Below are 26309 nucleotides of genomic sequence, written 5' to 3'. Positions count from 1 at the left end.
TGGAGGGCGAAATATGACGCCCGAGCGTCCCGCAGGCGTGGGCGCTTTCCCGAACTCGACGCACGGCGCGGCACCAGTTGCCGCTGTCCGAAAATCGGCAAAGGCACCGCGCCACCCCAAGCCAAGGCCGCCGCAATTATATGCGGCACTTGATTTGGGGACGAATAGCTGTCGCATGTTGATTGCCCGCCCCCATGGCGGGCACTTCGAAGTCGTGGACAGCTTTTCAAAAGCAGTTGAACTTGGCACCGGCCTGAAATCGTCGGGCCTGCTGTCCTATCATCCGATGCAACGCACCTTGCAGGCGCTGCGGATTTGCCGCGCCAAACTGGAACGCCACAAGGTCACACGCATGCGTCTTGTTGCGACCGAAGCGTGCAGGCGTGCCCGCAACAGCCGCGATTTCATTCGCCGCGCCCATGCCGAAACCGGCCTGCGCCTTGACATCATCACCGCCGAAGAAGAAGCGCGTCTGGCAGTGGTGTCCTGCGCGTCGCTTGTGGCGATTGAAACCGAACAGCTGTTGGTGGTCGATATTGGCGGCGGGTCAACCGAACTGGTGTGGATAGACCTGTCGCGTGTAGCCCCTGAAAAACGCCGTAATGCCATCATGGGCATGTATCGCGGCGCGTTCAACCGCGATCCCGTGGCCGACAAACCGCAGGTCATTGACTGGATCAGCGTGCCGCTGGGTGTGGCTACGCTGAAGGATTACTTTTCCGATGTCGATGACGACGCGGCGCGCTTTGCCTTGATGAGCTGGTATTTCGAAGAACAACTCGAAGCCTTCACCCCCTATAGCGATCTGACACAGCATAAGGGCTTTCAGATCATCGGCACATCAGGGACAATTACCACGGTTGCGGCGTCTTACCTGCGGCTGAAACGCTATGACCGGTCCAAGGTGGACGGGCTGGTGATGAATTCGGGACAGGTGGACAAGGTCATCCGCGAATATCTGGCCCTTGGTCCCATCGGGCGCAGACAAGACCCAAGCATCGGGCGCGACCGGCACACGCAAATCATGTCGGGGGCTGCAATTTTGACCGCATTAATGCGCGTTTGGCCCACTGAACGTATGTCGGTTGCCGATCGCGGGTTGCGCGAGGGGCTGCTTTACGCGCAGATGAGCCGCGATGGCGCGCTTGACATGAAAGCCTGACGAAAGGCGCAAGATAAATGAAAACACCAAATACATCCGGTCGCGGCAGCCGCGAATTGAAGGTCAAGGTCAAGACCGCGCGTGGACGCAAACTGTCGTCCACGCGCTGGCTGGAACGGCAGTTGAACGACCCTTATGTGGCGGCGGCGCGGCGCGATGGCTATCGCGGGCGGGCGGCATACAAGCTGCTGGAACTGGACGACAAGTATCGCTTCCTTGTGCCCGGCGCGCGGGTCGTCGATCTGGGCTGCGCGCCGGGTGGTTGGTTGCAGGTTGCCGTGCCGCGGGTCAATTCGCTGGGTGAAAAGAAGGGCAAACGCACGGGCTATGTGCTGGGCGTGGACCTGCAAGACGTTGAACCCCTGCCCGGTGCCGAAGTTCATGTGCTGGATTTTCTGGATGAAGGCGCGGATGATCTGGTCAAGGAATGGCTGGGCGGGCCGGCCGATGTTGTGATGTCGGACATGGCGGCCGCGTCCAGCGGGCACAAGCAAACGGACCATATGCGCATCATGTCGCTTTGCGATGCGGCGGCGCATTTTGCCTTTGACGTGCTGGAAGAAGGCGGCACATTCGTGGCCAAGGTGCTGGCGGGCGGGGCCGAAGGCGAGTTGCAGCGCCTGCTGAAGCAGAACTTTAAAAAGGTGGCCAATGTCAAACCCCCTGCAAGCCGGTCTGACAGTTCGGAAAAATATGTTGTTGCCCAAGGATTTCGCGGCGGACGTGAAGGTAACGCCGAAAGCGCCCCCGAATGAAGGATCGCTTTGCCACACGCCCTGGTGAAGAACATCTTGATGCGCCATTCCCGATGCAGGCCGAGATTACATTTATCGGCCATATAGAAAGCCAATGGTCGCTGGAAGATTGCCCCAAAAATATCGCACAGGCGCGCGAGGCCGCAAAACCCGCGCATCTTCAGATTGAACCGCAGTTTCGCGCGGGCCTTGACGGGATCGCGGTGGGGGATGCGCTGGTGTTGCTATACTGGATGGACCGCGCGCCGCGTGACCTGATACGCCAAATGCCGCGCCACCGTGACACGGCGACTGGCACGTTTAACCTGCGTTCCCCCGCACGGCCAAATCCGATTGGCATGGGCGTGGTCAGGGTTGTGGCGCTGGATGCGGGTGCAGGGCGGGTTACGATTGATGCCATTGACGCGATTGACGGCACGCCGCTGATAGATATCAAGCCGCACATGCCACGCGCCGACCAGCTTCCGGCCTAAGCACAATGGGGGGTGTGCTGAAACTGGTTCTGGTGGCTGTTGCCCTCTATGTGCTGATTGTGGCCCTTCTGGCCGCGTTCCAGACCTCGATGATCTTTCCGCGCAGCCTTGTAGGCCCCGCCCCGCCCCTGCCCGACCGGACGGAGCGATTGACCCTTGATACCCCTGACGGGGATCTGCTGCACGGGGTGCGCATACCGGGGCGGCGCGATGATACGGCCCTGCTGCTGGGGTTTGGCGGCAATGCGTGGAACGCCGAAAGCATGGCGCTGTTTTTGCACCAGCACGCCCCCGACCACCCCGTTGCGGCCTTCCATTTTCGTGGCTATGCACCCAGCATCGGCACCCCGTCTGCGCAGGCCTTGCGCGACGATGCGGTCTTGATCCATGACCATATGACTGACGGTGCAGCGGGTGTCATAGCCGTAGGGTTCAGCATTGGCGGCGGGGCTGCTGCGCATCTGGGGGCTGTGCGCGATGTGCAGGGTGTGGTTCTGGTCACACCCTTTGACAATCTGCGCAATGTGGCGCGTGACAGCATGCCATGGGCACCCGTCAAATGGCTGCTGCGCCATGACATGGACCCGTTAACCGATCTGCGCGACCGGCCGCTGCCTGTCGCCATTGTGGCCGCCAGCAACGACGAGGTGATCGGCATCGCCCGCGCGGACGCGTTGATTTCAGGGCTGAAGGATGCTGACCGCGTCACGTTGCATACCGCGCGCATTGCGGCGCGGCATAATGACATTTATTCCCATCCGGAATTTGGCGGGGCATTGCGCGCGGCATTGCGCCATGTGGCCCCGTAGCTTGTGAACGGGTTTATCTGGCGGTGCGCGCGATGCTGCGCGTTTGCAATATCACAAAGGCGCGGAGCAAAGGGCGCAAGCCCGCCGCGCAAACGGCGAAAGTCCCGACCTTACTTGCCCTGCTCCAGATCATCGGCCACAGCTTCGGCGCGTGCGGCCAGTTCGGTCAGCGCGTCGGTGATATCTTGTGGCACGACAGGCACTTCCACATGGCGCGGCTCCGGCATCGGGCGGGCATGCAGGCGCGAGATTTCTTCGCGCAAGGACGCCAGTTCCGCCTCGGCGGCTTGCAGTTTGTCTTCGACACCTGCGGTGCGGTCGGCCAGCATCAGGCCGGACATCAGCAACATACGTTCTGCCGGAACACGGCCAATCTGGTCCAGAAGGGTGCGCGCCTCGGCGTCCAGCATTTCAGCAGCCGCCAGCAGGAACCCTTCTTCACCGGGCTGGCAGGCAACCTGAAATTCCTTGTGGCCAATGATGATAGTCTGTTCAGGCATGGTCATCCCCTGTCGCGATCAAGGGCTTCAACTCCCCAAGAACATCTTCCATCTCGACCATGTCAGCCGCACGCTCGGCGCGCAAGGCTTCGAGTTCGGCCAGAAGCGAGCGGTTGATTGCGCTGGGTTCAATCACCATAGCCTCATGTCCGTCGCGCAACTGGCGGTTGGCTTCTATCAGTTTGGTATTGGCCTTTTTCAGGCGCAGCATTTCAAGGCTTTGCAAATCCAGCTGTTCGGTCATGCGGGCCAACCGGCGTTCCAGCGTGGTAAAGGAACTTTCCTGCCGCTGGCGCACGGCATTGACCCGTTCGGTCAGCTGGGCGGTTTTGGCGCGTTCCGCGTCCAGTTGGGCGCGCAGCTCTTCCATCTCTTGCGGGGCCTGCGCAACTTGTGGGGCCTCCACCTGTGGGGCCGTTGCCGCCGGTGCGGCGCGCGCCGCGTCCACATTGCGCGAAATCCGGTCGAGCGCGCGAATTATGCGCTGCTCCAGATTTTTTATATCGCTCATATACGTCCTGCTTTCTGTCGCCCTGTTCCGAATTCTCTTTTTGTCATGCCGAATCACGTCTGGCAAGTCAGCCAAGGTTATCTTGAAAAGCCTACAACCAAACCGGCGTTTTTCCAACATTGCCAATGCAAAGCCCCGCCAAGGGCCGCCTTTGCTTGAACTTGCGGCCCAGACTGCTATGGAGAGCGCAAACATCGCCTCATAAGGACCGCTGCCCGTGGATATTGCCGCCCTTCGTCAAGCCAACCCAGAACACTGGAAAAAAGCCACCGCCATCCGCACGCTGGCCATGGATGCGGTGCAGGCCGCAAATTCCGGCCATCCCGGCATGCCCATGGGCATGGCTGATGTGGCCACCGTGCTGTTCGAGAAGCACCTGAAATTCGACCCCAAACACCCCGATTGGGCAGATCGCGACCGTTTCATCCTGTCTGCCGGTCACGGGTCCATGCTGATCTATGCGTTGCTGTATCTGACCGGATATGAAGATATGACGCTGGAGCAGATCAAGAATTTCCGCCAATGGGGGGCCATCACCGCAGGCCATCCCGAATACGGCCATGTCAAGGGCGTGGAAACCACGACCGGCCCGCTTGGTCAGGGCATTTCAAACGCTGTGGGCTTCGCCATGGCAGAAGAAAAACTGCGTGCCGAATTCGGCCCCAAAGTCGTGGATCATTACACCTATGTCATCGCTGGTGACGGCTGCCTGATGGAAGGGATCAGCCACGAGGCCATCGGGCTGGCAGGCCACCAGAAGCTGGGCCGCCTGATCGTGATGTGGGACAACAACGACATCACCATTGACGGGCGCGTCAGCCTGTCGGATTCCACCGACCAACGCGCGCGTTTCGCCGCCGCTGGCTGGAAAGTGCTGTCGTGCGACGGGCATGACCCTGCCGATATTGACCGCGCGCTGACAGCGGCCAAAGGGTCTGATCGCCCTGTGCTGATTGATTGCAAGACCACCATCGGCTTTGGCAGCCCCAAGAAGGCCGACACAAACGGCGCGCATGGATCGCCCCTTGGCGATGCGGAAATTGCCGCCACCAAGGAAATCTATGGCTGGCCGCATGCTGCATTCGACATTCCTGCCGATATTCTGGACGCATGGCGCAGCATTGGCGCCAAAGGCGCCGAGTCTCGCACCGCATGGGAAGACCGTTTCGCCAAGCTGTCGGGCACCAAACAGGCCGAATTCACCCGCCGCATGGCAGGCGAGGCCCCAAAGAAGCTGGAATCCGCCATCCGCGCGCTGAAAAAACAGATCAGCGAAACCGCGCCCAAGGTGGCCACGCGCAAATCATCGGAAATGGTGCTGGAAGTTGTCAACGAAATCATGCCCGAAACCATGGGCGGGTCTGCGGACTTGACAGGGTCGAACAACACCAAGACCGCAGGTCTGGGCGTGTTCAGCGCCGATGACCGCAAGGGGCGTTATGTCTATTACGGCATTCGCGAACACGGTATGGCTGCGGCGATGAACGGCATGGTGCTGCATGGCGGTGTCAAACCCTATGGCGGCACATTCATGTGCTTCACCGATTATGCACGCGGGGCCATGCGCCTGTCGGCACTGATGGGCGCGCCCGTCACCTATGTGATGACGCATGATTCCATCGGCCTTGGCGAAGACGGGCCAACGCACCAGCCGGTTGAGCATCTGGCCATTTTGCGCGCCACCCCCAACACATATGTGTTCCGGCCCTGCGACACGGTGGAAACCGCCGAAGCGTGGGAAATTGCCCTGACCGCGCCAAGCACACCTTCAGTGCTGGCGTTAAGCCGGCAGAACCTGCCCACGCTGCGCCTTGATCACAAGGTCAAGAACCAGACCGCGCAAGGGGCCTATGTGCTGGCCGAGGCAACAGGCAAACGTCAGGCCATCCTGATGGCAACAGGGTCAGAGGTGGAAATCGCCATGGCCGCGCGCGAGTTGCTTCAGGCCGAAGGGATTGGCACACGCGTTGTGTCCTTCCCCTGCTGGGAATTGTTCGCGGACCAGCCCGAAGCCTACCGCCGCAAGGTTCTGCCCGCAGGCCCCGTGCGCGTGGCCATTGAAGCCGGCGTGCGCTTTGGCTGGGACCGCTGGCTGTGCGATGAACGTGGCCGCCGCGAAAAGGCCGGTTTTGTAGGTATGGACGGGTTCGGGGCATCGGCACCCGCGCCCGAACTTTACAAGCAGTTTGGCATCACCGCCGAAGATGTCGCGCAAAAGGTCAAGGAGCTGTTGTAAGCCCCCCTGCGGGCGCGTGCCAAGCATGGGCCCAAGGACTTGTGTATCAAAACACGAAAGCCCCGCCGCACCTGCGCGCGGGGCTTTTTCATGGCTTGCTGGGGGGGGGTCAGACAAATTGTTCGCGGATCAGGCGTTCTTCCAGCCCGTGGCCGGGGTCAAACAGCAGCTTATGCGCAATGCGGTTGTCCGACCTGATATCGACACTTAGCACATTGCGCACCGACCGGCTGTCGGCATCGGCCATGACCGGGCGTTTTGCAGGGTCGATGACTTCAAAACGCACATGGCTGTCCTTGGGCAGCAACGCCCCGCGCCAGCGACGGGGGCGAAAGGCGGCAACAGGCGTCAGCGCCAGCACATCCGACCCGATGGGCAGGATCGGCCCATGCGCCGAATAATTATAGGCGGTTGAACCCGCAGGCGTGCTTAGAATCACGCCATCACAGACCAGTTCATCCAGCCGCTGCCGCCCGTCAACCACGATGCGCAGCTTCGCGGCCTGCGCACCCTGTCGCAACAACGACACTTCATTAATGGCCAGCACATCGGCCTTGGTCCCGTCGATTCGCGTCGCACTCATCCGCAGGGGGTTCAGCACGGCCATTTCCGCCTGTTCCAGCCGCGCCAGCAATCCGTCCGTGCTATAGGCATTCATCATGAACCCGACCGTGCCGCGGTTCATGCCGTAAACGGGTGTGTCCAGCGCTTGGGTGGAATGCAGCGTCTGCAACATGAACCCGTCGCCCCCCAAGGCGACAATCACCCGCGCGCTGTCCAGCGGGCAATTCCCGTATTGCGCGCTAAGATCCGATAACGCCGCTTGTGCGTCCGGGGCCGCGCTGGCCAGAAAGGCAATATTTGCAGACATGCTATCCTCTGCGGTGTCAGGGTCGGGTGTCAGGGTCTGTCGCGCCATGTGACCTGTAACAACCCCGATTGGCAAGGGCTGGTTCCCATGCCAGCCCAAGCGCGCCAATAGGAAACCCGCGCGTGCAGATGGGTCGCTGAACCGCACCCTTGCGCCGCAATCAAGCCTTTTCCAAAGGGCCTTCATGCGCTAATTGATCCCCGAACCCTGATCAGACCCTTCCGGAGGCTGCCCAATGGATACGACACCACGCGATACTGGCTTTTTCACCGAAGCGATCGAAAGCCGCGACCCAGAAATCTTTGCCGCGATGCAGGCCGAACTGGGCCGCCAGCGCGACGAGATCGAACTGATCGCATCAGAAAACATCGTCTCCAGGGCGGTTATGGACGCGCAAGGGTCCGTGCTGACCAACAAATATGCCGAAGGGTATCCGGGGCGGCGCTATTATGGCGGGTGCCAATATGTGGATGTGGCCGAAAATCTGGCGATTGAACGCGCCTGCAAATTGTTTGATTGCAGCTTTGCCAATGTGCAGCCCAATTCGGGGTCGCAGGCCAATCAGGGTGTGTTCACCGCGCTTCTGAAACCGGGCGATACCATTCTGGGCATGTCTCTGGATGCAGGCGGCCACCTGACCCATGGCGCGAAACCCAACCAGTCGGGAAAATGGTTCAACGCGGTGCAATATGGCGTGCGACAAGAAGATTACGCCATCGATTACGACCAGATCGAAGCGCTGGCCCAGGAACACCAGCCCAAGATGCTGATTGCGGGCGGGTCTGCCATTCCGCGCATCATCGATTTCGCCCGCATGCGCAAAATCGCCGACAGCGTGGGGGCCATTCTGCTGGTCGACATGGCACATTTTGCAGGGCTGGTCGCGGCGGGGCTGTACCCCAGCCCGTTCCCGCATGCGCATGTTGCCACCACCACCACCCATAAAACCCTGCGCGGCCCGCGCGGCGGCATGATCCTGACCAATGACGAGTCCATCGCCAAAAAGGTCAACTCGGCCATTTTCCCCGGCATTCAGGGCGGTCCCTTGATGCATGTGATTGCCGCCAAGGCCATCGCCTTTGGCGAAGCGCTGCAACCTGGTTTCATCGACTACCAGAAACAGGTGATCAAGAACGCACAGGCGCTGGCAGATCAGCTGGTCAAGGGCGGCGTCGACATTGTGACAGGCGGCACGGATTCGCACCTGTTGCTGGTGGACCTGCGCCCCAAAGGCGTGAAGGGCAACGCGACCGAAAAGGCACTGGGGCGCGCGCATATCACCTGCAACAAGAACGGCATTCCGTTTGACACCGAAAGCCCCACTGTCACCAGCGGCATTCGTCTGGGGTCGCCCGCAGGCACAACGCGCGGCTTTACCGAAGCCGAATTCCGCCAGATCGGGGACTGGATCGTGGCTGTTGTCGACGGGCTGGCCGCAAATGGCGAAGATGGAAATGCGTCCGTCGAAGCCCGCGTCAAGGCCGAGGTTGCGGCACTTTGCGCCCGCTTCCCCATCTATCCACAGTTGTAACAAAAGGGGCCTGTGCGGCATTCGCGCAGGCCATGTCCCCATGCTGAACATCTTGCGAAACGGCACGCCCACTGACCTGCCGCCCCTGCTGATTGTGCATGGGCTGTTCGGGTCCGCGCGCAACTGGGGGGCCATTGCCAAACGGCTGGGCGACAGCCGCAGCGTGATCAGCGTGGATATGCGCAACCATGGCGAAAGCCCGTGGTATGACAGCCATGGATATGACGATCTGGCCGGTGATCTGGCGCAGGTCATCGCCGCCGAAGGTGTCGCAATGGATGTGCTGGGCCATTCCATGGGCGGCAAGGCTGCGATGATGCTGGCGCTGACACGGCCTGAACTGGTGAACCGCCTGCTGGTCGCCGATATTGCGCCCGTCACCTATGCGCACAGCCAGTCGCATTTCATCACCGCGATGCGCGCCGTGGATATTTCAGCGCTGAAAACCCGCGCCGATGCGGATGCAGCACTGGGGGCCAATGTCGCGGACCCGGGCGTGCGGGCGTTTTTGCTGCAATCGCTGGACCTGCGCGCCTCACCACCGCGTTGGCGCCTGAATCTGGATGTGCTGGAACATGAGATGGGCCGCATCACCGGCTGGCCCGATGATGTGCAGGGCAGCTTTGACGGCCCTGCCCTGTTCCTGAGCGGGGCAAAGTCCGATTATGTCCTGCCCGAACACCGGCCCGCCATCAAAGCCCTGTTTCCGGACGCGAAATTCGCCAAAATACCGGACGCAGGCCATTGGATACATGCAGAAGCCCCGCGCCCGTTTGAAGCGACCGCGCGCATGTGGTTCGACTGATCGCGGTGGGTTGCATCCGTCACGCAGCACGCGCACGCCTGTTGATTTCGCCTGCTGAAATGCGCCAGACTGATTTCGGGCTTGGCGCAATACAGCTTAGTTTTCGATCAGCTTGCGCGCGATGATCCAGCTTGCGGCCACACCGACCACAGCCCCCCCCGCAGCCCATCCGAGAATCGGCTGAAGCGTGTCCTGCCCGATGGACAGCGCAACAACGACACCGATACCCGCACAGGTTACGCCGACAATACTGAAAATCAGTGGAAACATTCTGGTCATGGTCGCCCTCGTGTCAAATGAATGCACCACAGCAACCATATTCCGGACGCGCGAACCTTGATTTGGCGCAAATTCGATCACAAAATTTATCACGCGGTCCAGATTAACACTCAGCCACAATCCAGCTTCGCGCGCAGCACGCCACTGTCCCCTTCCAACGTGCCCGGACGAATTTCGCACCCTGTCACATCAACAATAGCGCCCGCCATCGCAGGACGCAGCCGTGGCTGGTCGCGGCGCGGCGCGTAGCCATGGCGAATAACCTCGACACTATCACCCGCTTGCCAGACAGTCATCGCATACCCTGCCGCAGTGACGGATGTGGCCGTGCCATGCGCCAGCCATGGCGAAGGTGAATCGCATGCTGCAATGAACAAAACGGGGATGAAAATCCATTTAAACATAAGTCACAGGATTTCACGCCTTGGTTAAAATAAAATTAACTGCAATCTTGCACGAAACAATGCTGTTCCCATATTGCAGACGCGCGCGAATCTGACTAAACGCAGGCGCAGCGGGTGATTAGCTCAGTTGGTAGAGCGCTTCGTTTACACCGAAGATGTCGGGAGTTCGAGTCTCTCATCACCCACCAGAACTTCCAAATACCAGGCCAAGATCTGCGAAGTTCGCGGTTACCTGACGGACAGAATGCGGTGTTTCGATGGCAGGGTTCGTTGCATCGCAGGTCGGGTGGTCGGGCGCATACCGGGCAATCACGGCGTTTGATTTGCAATGCCGTGGATAATAGGTCACCCTTCATCACCAGATAACTAACGAAAGTAGCTTACAATGCCTGATCCTGCGCGCGCCGTGTTCGGCCACCTTCCTGATGGTCGGCTGGTTGAACAGATCACCTTGCGTGGCGGCGGGATGGTCGCGCGTGTCCTGACGCTTGGTGCCATTGTGCAGGATTTGCGCATGGACGGTGTCGCGCATCCGCTGGTCCTTGGGGCAGAATCGCCAGAACCCTATCTGGACCAGATGCAGTTTTTCGGCGCGATTGTGGGCCGGTTTGCAAATCGCATCGCGGGCGCAACGTTTGAAATTGATGGCCAGACCTACCAAATTCCGGCCAACAGCCCCGGCGGGCACGCATTGCATGGCGGGCCACAGGGCAGTTCGCAGCAGTTGTGGCAAATCACAGCGCAGGCCCCCGACAGTGTAACCCTTGCCTTGCACCTGCCAGATGGTGACATGGGGTTTCCGGGCAATCTGGATGTGCGCGCAACAATCTCGCTGCCCGCCAGCGGGACACTCCAGTTCGACATTCAGGCCAGCACGGACCATGCGACACCATGCAGTTTTGCGCATCACGGCTATTTCATTCTTGATGACACCGGCAATCTTGCGCAGCATGATCTGCGAATAGACGCAGAGCATTATCTGCCTGTTGATGACGCGCTTATTCCAACTGGCAGAATTGAACCCGTTGCAGGCGGCGCATTCGATTTTTGCACAGCGCGCAGCCTGTCGGGGCAGTCACTGGATCATAATTTCTGCCTGTCGTTGCAGCAAATGCCCCTGCGCCCTGTGGCATGGTTGCGCAGCAAGGCATCTGACATATCCATGCGGATGGACAGCACCGAACCGGGGCTTCAGGTCTATACGGGTGCGCAAATCCCGAAAGACGGGCTTCAGGGGCTGGGCAATCGGCGCTACGGTCCGTTCGCGGGCATTGCCATGGAAGCGCAGGCATGGCCCGACGCGCCGAACCGCCCCGCGTTTCCTTCCGCGATCTTGCGACCGGATGAACAATACAGCCAAAGCACGCGCTATGTCTTTGGCAAGGCGCAACCGGACCCGGACGCAGGCACATGACACTGGCCCGTGACGCGCATAGCTGACCCAGACAGGGCAGAATTCCGCGCATCACGCAAATTGTCAGAACCAGGCCGTTGAACGCCCGGCTGAAATCCATACCTGTTTGACACGACAGACAGGAGAGTTGGATGAAGCTGCGCTATATTTTCCCCGTCGCACTCGCCATGAGTGCGGCACCCGCCCTTGCGGACCGGCAGCCCCCGGCACAGGCCCTGCCCCTCTCCGAGATTGTCGCAGGACTGGAAAGCCAGTATGACATCGCCTGGATTGACGAAATTGAATGGGATGATGACGGCTATTGGGATGTCGAATTTTTTGCCCGCGATGGCAGGAAGGTCGATCTGAAAATAGACCCTGTAACGGGCCAAACGAAGGATGACATGCTTCATCGCTGAAACCGATTCGCCCTGTCCGTGCAGTGCCTGCGGGCAGCAAGTCAGATGTGGTTAAAACAAGGCGAATTGGGGCGGCAATGTGGCGGACCAGCGGCAGCTTTTTGAACAGGTCTTTGGCCAATCGAATGGCACCTACCCGTTCGGATAGGTCCTTGCGCAAACAGGTAGGAAAGTCCTGTTTTCGCCGCATTTTTTATCCACCTTCCCTTTTGAGAAAATTTGAACAATGCGTCACAGTTAAAGGAAGATGAACCGCTAACTGGAGATGTAGAGTGAAAGTCCTGATTGTAGAAGACGATGGATTGATGGCGCAAACCATCGCAGCCCTGCTGGGTCAAAGAAAATTCAATGCGACCATCGTGTCAGATGGTCGTTCCGCATTGGAAATGATGGAATTATATCCATTTGATGCTGTTTTGCTGGACCTTCGCCTGAAGCGGGAATCCGGGCTGGATGTGTTGCGCGAGGCGCGCCGCAAGGGAATAAGCTACCCGATCCTGATCCTGTCGGGCGATATGGAAATATCGACCAAGGTTGAAGCGTTGGGCGCAGGCGCGGATGATTATATTACCAAGCCGTTCAAGATTGACGAACTTAGCGCAAGAATTCTGGCAGTTGTGCGCCGCGCGAACGGACATATCAACACCAAGGTCACGATTGGCGATCTGGTCATTGATCTGGACGCGCGTATTGTCACGGCCCATGGCAACATGCTGACGCTGACCAGCAAGGAATATGATATCCTTGAAACACTGGCCCTGCGCAAAGGCAGAACACTGAGCAAAGACATGCTGATGAGCCAGCTTTACGGGGGTGTGGATGAACCCAGCATCAAGATTATTGATGTTTTCATCTGCAAGCTTCGCAAGAAGCTATCTGATGCACTGGACGGGAATTGCCCGATTCAAACGGTCTGGGGCCGCGGCTACATGATAAAGGAGTGTGCAGACGAACCCGCCCCGGAAAATTATGCAATGTCAGCATGAATGCGGCGCTGTCCGGCAGAACTCAGTTGAACCCAAGATCGCGTGCGAGCATGGCTGCCTGAGTTCTGTTGGCTACGCCCAGATGGCGGTAGATTGTCTTTACATGAAGTTTCACTGTAGCTTCGGAAATGGACAGATCCAGACCGATCTCCTTGTTTGATTTCCCGTCGCACAACCCCCGCAACACCTGCGTCTCGCGCCTGCTGAGGTCTTGCAAAACCGGATCGGCGCGCCCGTCTGCATCTTGCAAAAACCCGGCAGGCATATAGGTTTCGCCCATCAACATGAAGGTCACCGCGTTTCGCAGGGATTTCGCGGGCAATGTCTTGGGAACGAAACCTGCCGCGCCCACACTCAGCGCCTCGTCAATAACAGATCTCGGCGCATCGCCCGACATTAGCGCCACATGCGCCGCACGCTTGTGTTCCAGCGCATCCTTCAAGCCGTTCAGGCCATTCATGCCGGGCATACGGTAATCCAGTAAAAGCAGATCGTATGGTTCTTCGCCTTCCATTAATGCGACGGCCTGCGCATAGCTGTTTGCGCCATCGACCTGAATATCGCCAGCGCTGGAAAGGAACATAACCAAGGTATCACGCAAAAGATCATGGTCATCCGCGATCAAGATACGCATCCCTGTTCCTTTCTGTAATGGTCAAAGTCAACAAAGAAACTGAACCCGACATTCATACGCCGTGTTCATATTTCCAGATACACTCAACCGCGCATATTCATTGTTTCAACAGTTTCATAATTTTCGGTAGCAAATTAGACCTATTTCGTGGCTCATCAAAAACAAGTGTGGCGCCAATGAATTCGTCGCCCTCCCCCTCATTCTCCGTCAGAACGACAACCGGCAGATCGTTTCTGGCCCGATGTATTGCCTTGATCACACTGGTTGCGGCGCTTTTGCAAATGGACCCGTCCAGAACAACCATATCCCAGCCTGCAACCTCTGCCAAAAGAAACTCTTCGGCGTCCGTGGCGCTGTCACATGGCACGCCCAACCCGCCTGCATTTTCCAGCAACCCGGTCAATGCGCGCAGTTTTCGGGTATCATGCCCAACAACAAGAAACGATGCGCCGTGCAGGCATCCCTTGCGGGCCGCAGATATGCTTTTCCGGGCGGGGCTGTCCAACGGCCACATGATGGTGAAGACGGTTCCCTGCCCGGGTGTGGTTTCCACGGCCAACGCCCCATCATGGTCCCGGACAGCCCCGACGACGATAGCCAACCCAAGGCCCGTGCCACGTTCCCCCTTGGTGGAAAAATAGGGTGTGAACATGTTTTCGCGTGTTGCCGCGCACATACCCGGCCCATTGTCGGACACTGTAATCTTTATATATTCCAGACCATCGCGGCAGGTTCCTATATCAAACGCCCGGCGCGCGTCATCGGGATCAGGGGCATCCATGCAAACCGTTATTTTGCCTTCTGCGTGTTCGGACACCTGCGAACTGACAGCATCACGGGCATTGATGCACAGGTTCAGGATGGTTTGCATCACCGCGGTCTGGTCAGCCATGCACATAACGGGGCTTCGCGGCATGTTCAGGTGCAACTGCACCGGCGGGCGCAACCCGGCGCGGACAAGATCGACAGCATCGCGCACCGGAACACACAGATCTATCAGCGCCTTGTCGACCTTCTTTTTGCCCAGGGCCATCATGCGGCGCACCAAACCCGAAGCCTGTTCAACTGCGGACCCGATATTTTCTGCAAGGGCCTTGCTGTCGGCCGCGCCGGTTTCTTCAATCAGGCTGGCCGCACCGGAAATGGCCGCAAGCAGATTGTTGAAATCATGCGTCAGGCCCGCCGCAATCTGGCCGACCTCTTCGCGGCGGCGCGCAAGCGCAAGTTCCTCGCGCAGACGTTCCTGTTCAATCTCGATATGCAGCTTTTCCGTAATATCACGCAAAATGCACAAGATCCCGCCATCGCTACTGCGCGTGGCCGAGATTTCCACATCGCGAACGCTGCCGTCACTGCGCCGTGCCGTGGCCTGCCCCTGCCAGAACCCGTGGGCGGCAAATGCCGGAACGACCACCTCGTCCAATGACGCGTCGCCCGCGCTGCTGATCATGTCGCGCCAGAAATGGCCCAGCACCAGATCAGGGCCGGACTGGTTGAATATCTGCGCCGCAGCCGCATTCGCGTAGGTTATAATACCATCTTCAGTCAACAACGCGATCCCGTCGCGCGATGCATCCATAGCGCGCGCACGGTCCGACAGGGCGCGCTGCTCGGCATCTTTCAGGTCGGTTATATCAGACAGGATTGCGATGCGCCCGCCATCCGGTGTCGGCTGTTGAATATGGCGATACCAACGCCCCGCAAGGTTGTGCACGCTGGATTGGGTGTATTTCAGATGAAAGCCCTTCAACTGGGCGGCAATCCATGCCTGCTTATCGGCAACATCCTGCGCAAAGCAGCCATGCGCCACCCCGGCGGAAAGAATGTCGAACAGGCGGGTTCCGGGCACAAGAACAGGGCACAATTCCACAAAAAGATCACGATACCTGTCGTTGCACAGCACCAGTTTCTGATCGGCATCATACTGAATGAACGCGTCTTGCATGATGCTGACCGCACTTCTTAGCTGCGCACGGGCGGCCTGTTCGGCCTTCAGGGCAAGTTCAAGATTGCGCGCATGAATGCGGTATTGGGTCAAATCCGTCTGCACAGACATAAAGCCGGTCAGATCGCCGGAATCGCCAAATATCGGCTGTATCGCCAGCTCCACCCAATACAGTTCACCGGATTTGGTGCGATTCAACACTTCGCATGTGATTGCGCATTCCGAAGCAAGTGCCTTGCGTATTTTCGCGATGGTGTTCTGGTCCGTCAGGGGGGATTGCAAAAACGCGCCCGGTTTTTTGCCCAGCACATCCGCAAGTTTATAACCTGTGCGCCGTTCAAACGCGGGGTTGGTCCATTCAATCCGCCCCTTGGCATCGGTGATGACAACAAGGTTGGTGCTGTTCATCGCAATCTGGCCAAGGCGCTCGATCTCGATACGCTGGGTATGCGATTGCGTAATGTCACGCACTACAGCAACATAACCGCCGCGCCCGTCAACATCTGCCGGACGACGTGCGGCAGACACCGAATACCAGTATTGCCTGCCTGCCATATCCAGTGAACACTGGTAGCCGGTGACCAGTTCCTTCTCTTCCAGTTCCGACCGGATTTGATCCGCCAAGGCACCGATATGTGCAGGCAGACAGTCTTGCAGGGGTTTGCCAACAAGACTGTCCAGCGCGATCGGCAGGTTCATCTGGTCATTCACATGATAGCCCGTAACCCGCATATCATCGTCGAATTCCAACAACACATCGGGCAGCACACTTAACGTTGCGCGCAGCTTCTGGCGTTCCAGTTCCTTATGTCGGCGCGCTTCATCAACGTCCGCTTCCGTCTTGCGCCGCATCAGGAGTGTCGCAATGACATTTGCAACGGATTTCAGCAGGTGAATCTCGCCCGGTAAAAACGAACGTTTCTGGCGCACGGCATCATAGCCGACAAACCCCAGAACGCGCCCGTCATGCTGTAGCGGAACCGCCAGAAGCGACTTTATGCCCTGTTCTTGCAAGGTGTTGCGCAATTCTGACCCCTTGGACAGGGCCAGAACATCAGGGACATAAACATGCCCGTCAGCATCAAAACCCCGCCACCAGGGATCTGCCACTGCGGCGGGGATGTCCTGCAACTGGTCCTTGACGGACCCAATGCCATCGGCACACCATTCATAGGTGTTTGAAATACTGTCTGGCCCGGTTTCCTGAAAAACATATGTGCGGTCAGACCCGCAAAACCGCCCCATCCGCAAAAGCGCGGCCCCTATGGCGGTGTCCAACTCCTCCAGCGGGGCGCCAAGAAGGGCATCAATCAATTCCACGCTCAGCGCCTGTGCTTCGGTCAAGCGATGCAGGACTGCCCCCAACAGATCGCGCGTGCCCTTGTCCGGTGTCGAATCAAAGGTTCTTTCCAGAAACGTCGTATCCTTCAACGATGATAACGCGGCGCTGCGCGTCACCTCTGACTGTTTTGCAAGCGCCATATCCAGCAGTGCGGCTGCATCTTGCAGCTTGTTTCTGGCATCAAGCGCAAGCGCGCCCCCGTCAGGCAGCTGGGCGACAATCGCAAGCGGCTGCACACTGTCATCCAGCCCCCGCACCACCACCGAATATATGCCCGCGGGCGCGCGATGCCCCGCCCATAAAACCGCGCTGTCAATGCGTTGCAGGTCAGGGATGTGGTCCATGTCAGACGCACAGATGCACACAAGTCTTTCATCTTGCAGTGCCACCAGCGCACACGCCTTGGCGTCGATCCCGCGCGACAAGGCTGCAAGCAAAGCACACATCGCGGGCAGTCTGTCGCCTCGTATGCACGAGGCCTGCACGAATTTTGATACCGCACCGGACCAGCTATTTTCTGCGTCGTCTGTCATGCAACGGCCGGACGGTTCAGGGACTGTCGCGCATGCGCAATATCGTCATGTGCCAATGTCAGCAATTGATCCAGCTGCCCGATATGCAGCGGCAAGTTCGCACGCATTTCCTGCGCATACGCGCCCGAACCCATCATGCCCAAGGTCAGGGCGCCACCCTTGAACGTGTGCAACAGGTCATCCTGCGCCGCGCTGTCCCCATCGTTGATCACCGCGCCCAGATCATTTTGCAATACCGTGATGTCGGATTCAAACCGGTCGATCAGGGATGCCACGATATCCAGACCAAGCGCTGCGACAAGATCATCAAGCTGCGGGTTATCCATCACGCCCACGGACACCGGCAGATCCTCGGGTTGCTCCGCTGTCGTGTCGACATGAGCAGCACCGGCAGGGGCGGAATCTGTGCGTGTGCCAGTGTCAGGCGTGAACTGCGCCAGAATGCGTGCAAGCACCGCATTGGTCACCGGCTTGGGCACAAACGCATCCATTCCGGCATCAAGGCAGGCGTCGCGATCTTCGGAAAAGGCATTGGCGGTCACCCCGATGACAGGCAGCGTCAGGCCCATGCCGCGTAAAACGCGTGTCGCCGCCACCCCGTCCATTATCGGCATCTGCATATCCATAAGCACAATATCAGGTTGTATATTCTGCAAGAAAGTGACCGCTTCATGGCCATTTCGTGCCTCCGAACACCGGTGGCCCAAATTCTCCAGAATTCCCTTCATCACGTCCAGGTTGATTTCATTATCTTCAACCACCAACACATGCAGCGCGTTGGGCGGGTCCTGCATGCCGACAGCGCTTGAATCTTCAGGCTGCGGGGCATCTGCATCAACCACCTTGCGGACCGGCACTTCGAACCAGAACAAGCTGCCCTTGCCCAGCGTGCTTTGCACCCCGATCCTGCCCTGCATTCCGTCAATAATGCGCTTGCAAATCGCCAATCCCAAACCGCTGCCACCGTATTTGCGGGCGTATGACCCATCCAACTGGCTGAATTCCCGAAACAGGCGCGGCATATCTTCCGGTGCAATTCCGATCCCGTCATCCTCGACTTCGATACGCAAAACATCATCACCTTGCAGGATCGCGCGCAGTTGAACGCACCCTTCCGGCGTAAATTTGATCGCGTTGCCGATCAGGTTGATCATGACCTGACGCACGCGCGCATCATTTGTCACAACTTTGCCCGACGGCATGTCTACTGTAAGCGTCAAACCCGCCTCTTGCGCCTGCCCCTCGAATGCCTTGGTCATCAGGTCGCGCAATTCATCAAGGTCCAACTCGCCCGAGCGCCCCTCAAACTGCCCCGCTTCCAGTTTGGAGAAATCCAGAATGCCATCAATCAGGTCGCGCAACAGGGCCGCCGATGCGCGGATCGTATCCAGCCGGCGCATTTGCTGGTGCGGCAGCGGCGCGAATGACAACAGATCCGCAGACCCGATAATGCCGTTCAGGGGGGTTCGGATTTCATGACTCATGGTGGCAAGGAACGCCGATTTCGCGCGACTGGCGGCTTGCGCCCGCAGGGCCTGCCTGCGGCTGCGTTCCTGTAACAAGGCCATGTGCCGGTTTGATCTGGCAATCCGGCGCAATTGCGTCATCAACAGCGCGAAAATACCCAAGAATGCCAGGATAAGCACCAGCGCGAGCAACGCAAGCTGATCTTGTATTTCACGCCGCAAGATCCTGTCATCAACACGCATGGCGTTGATCGCCGCATTCGCCCCAAGAACAAGGTCATTTGAAAGTTGTGCCTGCGCCTGAAGTTGCGTGGCAACTTCAGTCATTTCCGACAGGTAGTCATCGCTTTCTGGCACAAGCGCGTCAATGCGCGGGGCAAGCGCGACTATATACTGGTTAAACGCAGTCACGCGCTGTGACAGCTTCCCGTCACTGCTCAGATCCAGAAAGAATGTGCCGCCTGCAATCAGGCTGACGCGGCTGTATAGAATATCATAGCTGCGCACGAACTGATCATGCAACCCGGGGTCACCTGTTTCGACAATCAGGAAAGCCAGACTTTCAAGTTGGCGCAAATGCCTGTCAGACTGGAAGATTGCCCACATCGCATCTTCGCGAACGACCGAATCCATTTCACGTTCCGTATCCAGCAACCGCGAGAACAGCATCCACGCGGTCAGCACGCTAAGTAATGCAACAATGCTTAGAAATACGACGCCAGCGCGGTCGCGCCAAAGGCTTGATGGATGGCGTCGTGGAAATTTCAAGGAAGCACCTGAATCGCTTTCACCTGCCAGACCGAACGCCCGTAATAGACTTCATTGCGCAATTCGGGATTTTCGTTGAACGGGTAGATGACAAATAACGGCCCCTTGTCGCGGACTGACATCGTATCCCCGTTCTGCCGCGAGGCAAGAATGACGTCATGGGCCTGAATATCGTCCCAAGGCATGTTGGCGGCGTAATCATTGATGGCAACGAAGCGCAATTCGGACCCCACTGCGCCGACGGCTGCCATCAGGTCAACAAGTCGCGGACCGGAAAACTGCTGCGGGCCTTCATGCCAAGGGGTTTCGACATCAATGACAAGCTGGTCCAGCGCTTCAAGCATTTCCAGATCGAACTGCGCGGCACCTTCGGTGTTTGTAACGGCAACCTGTCCGGAAATTTCAAGAATAACAGTGCCCTGCGGCTGGTCAAGAGCTTGTGAGGCAACCGGGCTGGTGGAAAACAGCAAAAAAAACGGTAACAGATAGCGAGTAAATCCGAGCATTCTTCAATCCTTGCACAAGTGTTAAGTCAAATCTGTCTGCGACTTAGCGCATCGACAAATTCTTCCCATCTGTGTCACCAGAATCTTAACCAATTCTAAACCGAGTTTGTTTTTATATAGCTGATGCGGCAATCAGTGGCACAATAATTCACGCAACGCGGATGCCAGTGTCGCACGGGTAAAGGGTTTGCCAACGCAACCGTCAAACCCAACCTTCAGGTATTGTGCAACCTGCTCTGGCATGGCGTTTGCGGTGACAGCCAGTGCCGGAACAGGCGGCATTGCGCGCAATGCCTCGCTTTCGCGGACACTGCGCATGACATCGGTGCCGGCCACTTCCGGCATGTTGATGTCGAGCAATAACAGATCGAACGGGTGGGTCTGCCAAACGCCGATCGCTTCGCGGCCATCCACGCATAAGGTGACATCCGCCCCCATCTTACGCAGCATTACATCCAGAATCTTGCGGTTTGCACGGTTGTCATCTGCGACAAGAATATGCTGTCCGGTCAGATCAAGCTCATCAATCTCATCCCGGCTGTTGACAATTTCCGGCAAGGGCAGTGACAGGGTTGCTGTCGTGCCCCGCCCCGGCGCGGAAACAAGATTCAGGCTGCCATCCATAGCATCACCTAACCAGCGCACGATGCTAAGCCCAAGGCCGCTGCCCCCATACCGGCGCGCGATTCCATCATCTGCCTGCAAGAAGGGTTGGAACGCCGCCGCCAGTTCTTCGGGTCGCATGCCGATGCCGGTATCCGTGACGGTAATCGTCAGTTCGTCCGACGTGCCAAGGTCAAGGGTCACCACAACACGGCCCTGCGGAGTGAATTTGACCGCGTTGGAAAGCAGATGGTGGATCATCTGGCGCACACGCGGGCCGTCGCCCAAACGCCGCCCGCGCGCGCCACCCAAATAGCGGCAGTCGAATTCCAGACCTTTGACTTGCGCATCATGTCGATGAATTCGCATTGCCCTGTCCAGCGCATCCACCGGATCGAACTGCACGGAGTTCAACGCAAGGGTTCCGCTTTCCATGATGGCAATATCCAGCAAATTGCCCAACACATCCGAAAGGTTCATCGCCGCATCCGTGATCATGCGCAGATTTGTCCGTTGCTCAAGGTCGGTGCTGTCGCGCATCATCACTTCTGACATGCCCATGATCGCGGTCAGGGGCGTGCGCATTTCATGGCTCATCGTGGCAAGAAAGGCCGATTTCGCCCTGCTGGCCCGTGCGGCAATGTCGCGCGCCTGCGCGATATCACTGACATCACTGGCATAACCGCGATAGCCCGCAAACTGGCCTTCGGCATCCTTGAACGGCACAATATTGACCTGCACGGCACGCACCTGCCCGTCCGGCAGCCGGAAGGTCAGAAGTTCATTTTCAACCGACTGGAACGGTGCACCAAACAATGTGCTAAGCGGCTGGCCTTTGCGCGCTGGCGCCGCAAACCGCCCGCCCAGTTGATCAACATGCACCCCCTGAACCCTGTGTGTCGAGGCGCCGAGTGCTGATGCCATGGCATCAGACACATAGGTCAGACAGCACGCGGCATCTATCTCGAAAAACCATGCGCCGCTGATGCGGGCAATGTCGCTCATCCGTGCGGCAAGCCGGTCATGCGCGGCGCGGATTTCAACCATATCAGAAATGTCACTCAGCGTGATGACCAGAAAGCGCGCCAGACTGCCCGCATCCGGCACTGGCCGCAGCGCAACCTGCGTCCACACACGCGAGCCGTCAGCGCGGGTCAACTCCAGACTGCACGCGCCTGCCTGTCGCGCGGCAATCGCCGCTTCAAGATCGCGCATTGCAGGCGATCGCGTATCTTCTTGCAGCACTGCAAGCGGCCCTTTTCCCAGAACTGCGCCAAGATCGTTGCCGCTGAACCGTGCCAGTGCATCACTGGCAAACAAGATGGGTGTGTCCGGCTTGCTTGCATCGACAACTGCGATGCAGGCACCTGCCGCCGCGATCACGGTTTCAAGCAGCTTTTCCCGCTCCTCCGACGTTTTTTGTGCTTCATGCAAGGCCAGCAGGTTGCGGACGCGTAGACGGAATTCATCAATATTGACGGGTTTTTCCAAAAAATCCGTCGCACCGGCCTTGATGGCATCAAGCCGGGTGCGCGCATCATTATCGCCTGTTATCATGATGATAGGCAAATGCCGCGTCTTGTCATCGGCACGCAATATGCGAACAGCATCGATTCCCGTTGCATCAGGCAGCCGATAATCGAAGACCGCCAGATCCGCCCCGTCGCGACATGCCGCAATCCCGTCAAAGGCGGAACTGCACCCGACGACACTGCAATCGGGCATCGCCGCAAGGGCAGCGGTCAGAACCTGCAGGATCATGGGATGGTCTTCGACAATGACAATGCGCATGGTAACCCATGATTGGAATTCTTCTGCGCCGATCCTAAAAGGAATAACTTTACAAGATATTTATAGATCGTGGGGCAAATGCCCCCGCACCGGATAAATCAGCGTTTCCAAACGGCTACTTATGCTACGGGGGCCAACAAGACGAACACCGTGCCGCAATTTCCGGACGGGGCCTGAATTCGGGTGTATCTGACGCATGAATGTGCCCCCGAAAACACAAGATAGGCATTTCAGGGGAATCTCCGCTTGTTCCGCAAATGTTCTTGTTTTTCACTTGGAGTTCCCCCTGGACAGGACTATGTTAGCGCAAGGCGTGGTTGGGGATGCATATGGCCGAGCAGAAATTCATCGAAGTGCGCGGTGCGCGCGAACACAACCTGAAAAACATCGACGTGGATATTCCGCGCGATCAGCTTGTGGTCATCACCGGGCTGTCGGGGTCTGGCAAGTCGTCACTGGCCTTCGACACCATCTATGCAGAAGGGCAGCGGCGCTATGTCGAAAGCCTGTCGGCCTATGCGCGCCAGTTTCTGGACATGATGCAAAAGCCCGACATGGACCATATTTCAGGCCTGTCACCCGCAATTTCCATTGAGCAGAAAACCACCAGCAAGAACCCGCGCTCCACTGTTGGCACGGTGACCGAGATATATGACTACCTGCGCTTGCTGTTTGCCCGCGCGGGCACCCCCTACAGCCCCGAGACCGGCCTGCCCATTGAAGCGCAGCAGGTGCAGGACATGGTCGACCGCATCATGGCGATGGAAGACGGCACGCGCGCCTATTTGCTGGCCCCGATTGTGCGCGACCGCAAAGGGGAATACCGCAAGGAATTTCTGGACCTGCGCAAACAGGGCTTCCAGCGGGTCAAGGTCGATGGCCAGTTTTACGAATTGGACGAGCCACCCACGCTGGACAAGAAATTCCGCCATGACATTGATGTCGTAGTCGACCGTCTGGTTGTGCGCGCGGGCATGGAAACACGGCTGGCCGACAGTTTGCGCACAGCCCTTGATCTGGCCGATGGAATTGCCGTGCTGGAAGAAGCGCGCGAAGACGGCGCGCGCATGACATTTTCGGAAAAATTCGCCTGTCCGGTCAGTGGCTTCACCATTTCCGAAATCGAACCACGCCTGTTTTCGTTCAACGCCCCGACAGGCGCCTGCCCTGCCTGCGACGGGTTGGGGGTGGAGTTGTTTTTTGACGAACGCCTTGTCGTTCCTGACCATGCGCTGAAATTATATGACGGGGCGATTGCACCATGGCGCAAGGGCAAGTCGCCCTATTTCCTGCAAACGATTGAATCACTGGCCAAACACTATGAATTTGATGCCCGTGCCCCGTGGAAAGACCTGCCTGCGCATGTAAAGCAGGTGTTGCTCTATGGCTCAAACGGCGAGGAGCTGCCGTTTCGCTATGATGAAGGCGGGCGGGTCTATAACGTGACGCGCGCCTTTGAGGGTGTGGTGCCGAACATGGAACGGCGTTACCGCGAAACCGACAGCGCATGGATTCGTGAAGATTTCGAGCAATACCAAAACCACCGTGATTGCGGTGTCTGTGGCGGTTACCGTCTGAAACCCGAAGCGCTGGCGGTCAAGATTGGCGGGCTGCATGTCGGGCAGGTCACGCAAATGTCCATCAAGGAAGCGCTGGACTGGGTCAAGGGCGTGCCAGACTCGCTAAGTGGGCAGAAAAACGAAATCGCGCGTGCCATTCTGAAGGAAATCCGCGAACGTCTGGGGTTTCTGGTCAATGTGGGGCTGGATTACCTGACACTTGGACGGCATGCGGGAACATTGTCCGGCGGCGAAAGCCAGCGTATCCGGCTGGCCAGCCAGATCGGCAGCGGCCTGACGGGGGTGCTGTATGTGCTGGATGAACCCAGTATCGGTTTGCACCAGCGTGACAATGATCGCCTGCTGGTGACATTGCGCAATCTGCGCGATCAGGGAAATTCCGTCATTGTTGTGGAACATGACGAAGAAGCCATCCGCACAGCGGATCATGTGCTGGATTTTGGCCCCGGTGCCGGTGTGCATGGCGGGCGTGTGGTCGCCAAGGGAACGCCCGCGCAAATCATGGCCGACCCTGCCAGCCTGACAGGGCAATACCTGACCGGCGCGCGACAAATCGCAGTTCCGAAGGTGCGGCGCAAGGGTAATGGCAAGAAACTGAAAGTGGTCAAGGCCAGCGGCAACAACCTGCATGATGTCACAGTGGACTTTCCATTGGGCAAATTCGTGTGCGTGACGGGTGTTTCGGGGGGCGGCAAATCCACCCTGACGATTGAAACCCTGTTCAAAACCGCAAGCATGCGGCTGAACGGCGCGCGCCAGACACCCGCACCTTGCGAAACCATCAAGGGGCTGGAGCATCTGGACAAGGTCATCGACATTGACCAGCGCCCCATCGGGCGCACGCCACGGTCCAACCCTGCCACCTATACAGGGGCGTTCGGGCCAATCCGCGACTGGTTCGCGGGCCTGCCGGAATCGAAGGCGCGCGGCTACAAGCCTGGGCGGTTTTCATTCAACGTCAAGGGTGGCCGGTGCGAGGCCTGTCAGGGCGATGGCGTGCTGAAGATTGAAATGAATTTCCTGCCTGATGTCTATGTCACCTGCGAGACATGCAAGGGCGCACGCTATAACCGCGAAACGCTGGAAATTCTGTTCAAAGGCAAAAGCATAGCCGACGTTCTTGACATGACAGTTGAAGAAGCGCAGGGATTTTTTCAGGCCGTTCCGTCCATCCGCGACAAGATGGATGCGCTGATGCGTGTGGGGCTGGGATATATCAAGGTTGGCCAGCAGGCCACCACCCTGTCGGGCGGCGAGGCGCAGCGCGTGAAGCTGGCCAAGGAGCTGTCGCGCAGATCAACCGGGCGAACACTGTATATTCTGGACGAACCGACCACCGGCCTGCATTTCGAAGATGTGCGCAAACTTCTGGAAGTGCTGCATGAACTGGTGGATCAGGGCAACACAGTTGTCGTGATCGAACATAATCTGGATGTGGTGAAAACCGCCGACTGGATTATCGACATCGGGCCGGAGGGCGGCGATGGCGGCGGGCAGGTTGTGGCCACCGGCACCCCCGAACAGGTCGCCAAGGTCGAAGGCAGCCATACGGGCCATTATCTTGCGCCAATGCTGAAACAACGTCGGGTTGCCGCAGAATAGCGGGACGCGGTTTTCCACGTCCCGAACCTGCGCTGACAAATGGCCAGAACATGTCGCGCGAATGCGGATAAATACTGCGATTTCATGGCAGTGTGATGTCAGACAGAACCGCAAGGCTGGCCAATTCTGACCTGACAAGAGACGTTGAAGTTACCCAAGGCGCGGAGCAAAGGGCGCAGCCCGCCGCGCCATCGGCGGGCCGTCCCGCGGCCTGCCGATTTGGCTGATGACAGTCCAAGCCCATGATCTTGGGGGTATGCCGCCTGCATAAAGTGAACTTAACTATTGTCGGATCGGCAGACCCCGGCCCGCCGATGGCGCGGGCTTTATCCAAGCGAGAATGACAATTTCAGGCCAGAACCGCAACCAGATACTTCAACCTGACCCGACCACGTTCCAGCCCTC

At 58.3% G+C, this 26309-nt stretch carries 21 protein-coding genes and 1 tRNA gene; 12 read left to right on the top strand and 10 right to left on the bottom strand.

All coding sequences use genetic code 11. From position 1 onward, the window contains the following. The first annotated feature begins 13 nt into the window (after positions 1-13). Genes P8S53_RS07860 through P8S53_RS07845 form a run of 4 tightly spaced genes read left to right on the top strand, consistent with a single transcriptional unit; the run spans position 14 to position 3199 of the window. The gene (locus tag P8S53_RS07860; protein WP_306417840.1) at positions 14-1162 is read left to right on the top strand and encodes a Ppx/GppA phosphatase family protein; all 1149 of its coding nucleotides are present in this window, start codon (positions 14-16) and stop codon (positions 1160-1162) included. A gap of 17 nt (positions 1163-1179) precedes the next feature. Beyond that, positions 1180-1917 (top strand): RlmE family RNA methyltransferase, encoded by a 738-nt coding sequence (locus P8S53_RS07855; protein WP_277806584.1) that lies wholly within the window; start codon positions 1180-1182, stop codon positions 1915-1917. Further along, a complete protein-coding gene (locus P8S53_RS07850; protein WP_277806583.1) occupies positions 1914-2390 on the top strand; it encodes a TrmO family methyltransferase in 477 nt (158 codons plus the stop codon). Before P8S53_RS07855 ends, P8S53_RS07850 begins: the two co-directional genes overlap by 4 nt. A gap of 14 nt (positions 2391-2404) precedes the next feature. Then, positions 2405-3199, top strand: coding sequence for a hypothetical protein (locus tag P8S53_RS07845; protein ID WP_277806582.1), 795 nt, complete (start codon positions 2405-2407; stop codon positions 3197-3199). A gap of 110 nt (positions 3200-3309) precedes the next feature. On the opposite strand, the gene P8S53_RS07840 is transcribed toward P8S53_RS07845, so the two are convergent. Both P8S53_RS07840 and P8S53_RS07835 read right to left on the bottom strand, forming a co-directional pair. Further along, positions 3310-3699: a cell division protein ZapA gene (locus P8S53_RS07840; protein WP_277806581.1), complete on the bottom strand. Its 390-nt coding sequence runs from the start codon at positions 3697-3699 to the stop codon at positions 3310-3312. Beyond that, positions 3692-4210 (bottom strand): hypothetical protein, encoded by a 519-nt coding sequence (locus P8S53_RS07835; RefSeq protein WP_277806580.1) that lies wholly within the window; start codon positions 4208-4210, stop codon positions 3692-3694. Before P8S53_RS07835 ends, P8S53_RS07840 begins: the two co-directional genes overlap by 8 nt. A gap of 217 nt (positions 4211-4427) precedes the next feature. Between P8S53_RS07835 and tkt the strand changes: the two genes are divergently transcribed. After that, the gene (gene tkt, locus P8S53_RS07830; RefSeq protein WP_277806579.1) at positions 4428-6446 is read left to right on the top strand and encodes a transketolase; all 2019 of its coding nucleotides are present in this window, start codon (positions 4428-4430) and stop codon (positions 6444-6446) included. Positions 6447-6555: 109 nt separating this feature from the next. Here the strand turns inward: tkt and P8S53_RS07825 are convergent, their stop codons facing one another. Beyond that, positions 6556-7317 carry an NAD kinase gene (locus P8S53_RS07825; RefSeq protein ID WP_277806578.1) on the bottom strand — a complete coding sequence of 254 codons (762 nt, stop codon included), beginning with the start codon at positions 7315-7317 and terminating at the stop codon, positions 6556-6558. A 235-nt stretch (positions 7318-7552) separates the two neighbouring features. On the opposite strand from P8S53_RS07825, the gene glyA reads away from it, so the two are divergent. Next, on the top strand, positions 7553-8848 hold the full coding sequence (gene glyA, locus P8S53_RS07820; RefSeq protein ID WP_277806577.1) for a serine hydroxymethyltransferase: 1296 nt from the start codon (positions 7553-7555) through the stop codon (positions 8846-8848). Between the two features lie 40 nt (positions 8849-8888). Continuing rightward, complete coding sequence (locus tag P8S53_RS07815; RefSeq protein WP_277806576.1) at positions 8889-9653, top strand: alpha/beta fold hydrolase; 765 nt, start codon at positions 8889-8891, stop codon at positions 9651-9653. A gap of 96 nt (positions 9654-9749) precedes the next feature. On the opposite strand, the gene P8S53_RS07810 is transcribed toward P8S53_RS07815, so the two are convergent. Both P8S53_RS07810 and P8S53_RS07805 read right to left on the bottom strand, forming a co-directional pair. After that, positions 9750-9932: a hypothetical protein gene (locus tag P8S53_RS07810; protein WP_277806575.1), complete on the bottom strand. Its 183-nt coding sequence runs from the start codon at positions 9930-9932 to the stop codon at positions 9750-9752. A gap of 110 nt (positions 9933-10042) precedes the next feature. Continuing rightward, entirely contained in the window at positions 10043-10336 is a 294-nt protein-coding gene (locus P8S53_RS07805) for a hypothetical protein (RefSeq protein ID WP_277806574.1), read from the bottom strand. Between the two features lie 112 nt (positions 10337-10448). Here P8S53_RS07805 and P8S53_RS07800 point away from each other — a divergent pair. From P8S53_RS07800 to P8S53_RS07785, 4 genes are all read left to right on the top strand, one after another. Continuing rightward, a tRNA-Val gene (locus P8S53_RS07800) sits at positions 10449-10524 on the top strand. A gap of 197 nt (positions 10525-10721) precedes the next feature. Then, the gene (locus P8S53_RS07795; protein ID WP_277806573.1) at positions 10722-11750 is read left to right on the top strand and encodes an aldose epimerase family protein; all 1029 of its coding nucleotides are present in this window, start codon (positions 10722-10724) and stop codon (positions 11748-11750) included. 131 nt (positions 11751-11881) lie between these two features. Beyond that, a complete protein-coding gene (locus tag P8S53_RS07790; protein ID WP_277806572.1) occupies positions 11882-12148 on the top strand; it encodes a PepSY domain-containing protein in 267 nt (88 codons plus the stop codon). A gap of 272 nt (positions 12149-12420) precedes the next feature. Further along, on the top strand, positions 12421-13134 hold the full coding sequence (locus P8S53_RS07785) for a response regulator transcription factor (protein ID WP_277806571.1): 714 nt from the start codon (positions 12421-12423) through the stop codon (positions 13132-13134). Positions 13135-13156: 22 nt separating this feature from the next. Here the strand turns inward: P8S53_RS07785 and P8S53_RS07780 are convergent, their stop codons facing one another. From P8S53_RS07780 to P8S53_RS07760, 5 genes are all read right to left on the bottom strand, one after another. Further along, positions 13157-13768: a response regulator transcription factor gene (locus P8S53_RS07780; RefSeq protein WP_277806570.1), complete on the bottom strand. Its 612-nt coding sequence runs from the start codon at positions 13766-13768 to the stop codon at positions 13157-13159. A gap of 97 nt (positions 13769-13865) precedes the next feature. Next, complete coding sequence (locus P8S53_RS07775) at positions 13866-17501, bottom strand: PAS domain-containing protein (protein WP_277806569.1); 3636 nt, start codon at positions 17499-17501, stop codon at positions 13866-13868. Between the two features lie 83 nt (positions 17502-17584). After that, complete coding sequence (locus P8S53_RS07770) at positions 17585-19822, bottom strand: ATP-binding protein (protein WP_277806568.1); 2238 nt, start codon at positions 19820-19822, stop codon at positions 17585-17587. Continuing rightward, the gene (locus tag P8S53_RS07765) at positions 19819-20328 is read right to left on the bottom strand and encodes a hypothetical protein (RefSeq protein WP_277806567.1); all 510 of its coding nucleotides are present in this window, start codon (positions 20326-20328) and stop codon (positions 19819-19821) included. Before P8S53_RS07765 ends, P8S53_RS07770 begins: the two co-directional genes overlap by 4 nt. A gap of 132 nt (positions 20329-20460) precedes the next feature. Continuing rightward, positions 20461-22722, bottom strand: coding sequence for a response regulator (locus P8S53_RS07760; RefSeq protein ID WP_277806566.1), 2262 nt, complete (start codon positions 22720-22722; stop codon positions 20461-20463). A gap of 329 nt (positions 22723-23051) precedes the next feature. On the opposite strand from P8S53_RS07760, the gene uvrA reads away from it, so the two are divergent. Further along, positions 23052-25904 carry an excinuclease ABC subunit UvrA gene (gene uvrA / locus P8S53_RS07755; RefSeq protein WP_277806565.1) on the top strand — a complete coding sequence of 951 codons (2853 nt, stop codon included), beginning with the start codon at positions 23052-23054 and terminating at the stop codon, positions 25902-25904. Positions 25905-26309 lie beyond the last annotated feature (405 nt).

The sequence above is a fragment of the Roseinatronobacter sp. S2 genome, from assembly GCF_029581395.1.
Taxonomy (GTDB): Bacteria; Pseudomonadota; Alphaproteobacteria; order Rhodobacterales; family Rhodobacteraceae; genus Roseinatronobacter.
Note: the sequence above shows the minus strand (reverse complement) of the source record. Positions and strands in the feature narration are given on the sequence as shown.

What these genes read in the sequence shown, in the direction of transcription:
- P8S53_RS07860 (WP_306417840.1), top strand. Translation starts at nt 14, where the DNA reads ATGACGCCCGAGCGTCCCGCAGGCGTGGGCGCTTTCCCGAACTCGACG.
- P8S53_RS07855 (WP_277806584.1), top strand. Translation starts at nt 1,180, where the DNA reads ATGAAAACACCAAATACATCCGGTCGCGGCAGCCGCGAATTGAAGGTC.
- P8S53_RS07850 (WP_277806583.1), top strand. Translation starts at nt 1,914, where the DNA reads ATGAAGGATCGCTTTGCCACACGCCCTGGTGAAGAACATCTTGATGCG.
- P8S53_RS07840 (WP_277806581.1), bottom strand. Translation starts at nt 3,699, where the DNA reads ATGCCTGAACAGACTATCATCATTGGCCACAAGGAATTTCAGGTTGCC.
- P8S53_RS07835 (WP_277806580.1), bottom strand. Translation starts at nt 4,210, where the DNA reads ATGAGCGATATAAAAAATCTGGAGCAGCGCATAATTCGCGCGCTCGAC.
- P8S53_RS07825 (WP_277806578.1), bottom strand. Translation starts at nt 7,317, where the DNA reads ATGTCTGCAAATATTGCCTTTCTGGCCAGCGCGGCCCCGGACGCACAA.
- glyA (WP_277806577.1), top strand. Translation starts at nt 7,553, where the DNA reads ATGGATACGACACCACGCGATACTGGCTTTTTCACCGAAGCGATCGAA.
- P8S53_RS07815 (WP_277806576.1), top strand. Translation starts at nt 8,889, where the DNA reads ATGCTGAACATCTTGCGAAACGGCACGCCCACTGACCTGCCGCCCCTG.
- P8S53_RS07810 (WP_277806575.1), bottom strand. Translation starts at nt 9,932, where the DNA reads ATGACCAGAATGTTTCCACTGATTTTCAGTATTGTCGGCGTAACCTGT.
- P8S53_RS07805 (WP_277806574.1), bottom strand. Translation starts at nt 10,336, where the DNA reads ATGTTTAAATGGATTTTCATCCCCGTTTTGTTCATTGCAGCATGCGAT.
- P8S53_RS07795 (WP_277806573.1), top strand. Translation starts at nt 10,722, where the DNA reads ATGCCTGATCCTGCGCGCGCCGTGTTCGGCCACCTTCCTGATGGTCGG.
- P8S53_RS07790 (WP_277806572.1), top strand. Translation starts at nt 11,882, where the DNA reads ATGAAGCTGCGCTATATTTTCCCCGTCGCACTCGCCATGAGTGCGGCA.
- P8S53_RS07780 (WP_277806570.1), bottom strand. Translation starts at nt 13,768, where the DNA reads ATGCGTATCTTGATCGCGGATGACCATGATCTTTTGCGTGATACCTTG.
- P8S53_RS07775 (WP_277806569.1), bottom strand. Translation starts at nt 17,501, where the DNA reads ATGTGTGCTTTGCTTGCAGCCTTGTCGCGCGGGATCGACGCCAAGGCG.
- P8S53_RS07765 (WP_277806567.1), bottom strand. Translation starts at nt 20,328, where the DNA reads ATGCTCGGATTTACTCGCTATCTGTTACCGTTTTTTTTGCTGTTTTCC.
- P8S53_RS07760 (WP_277806566.1), bottom strand. Translation starts at nt 22,722, where the DNA reads ATGCGCATTGTCATTGTCGAAGACCATCCCATGATCCTGCAGGTTCTG.
- uvrA (WP_277806565.1), top strand. Translation starts at nt 23,052, where the DNA reads ATGGCCGAGCAGAAATTCATCGAAGTGCGCGGTGCGCGCGAACACAAC.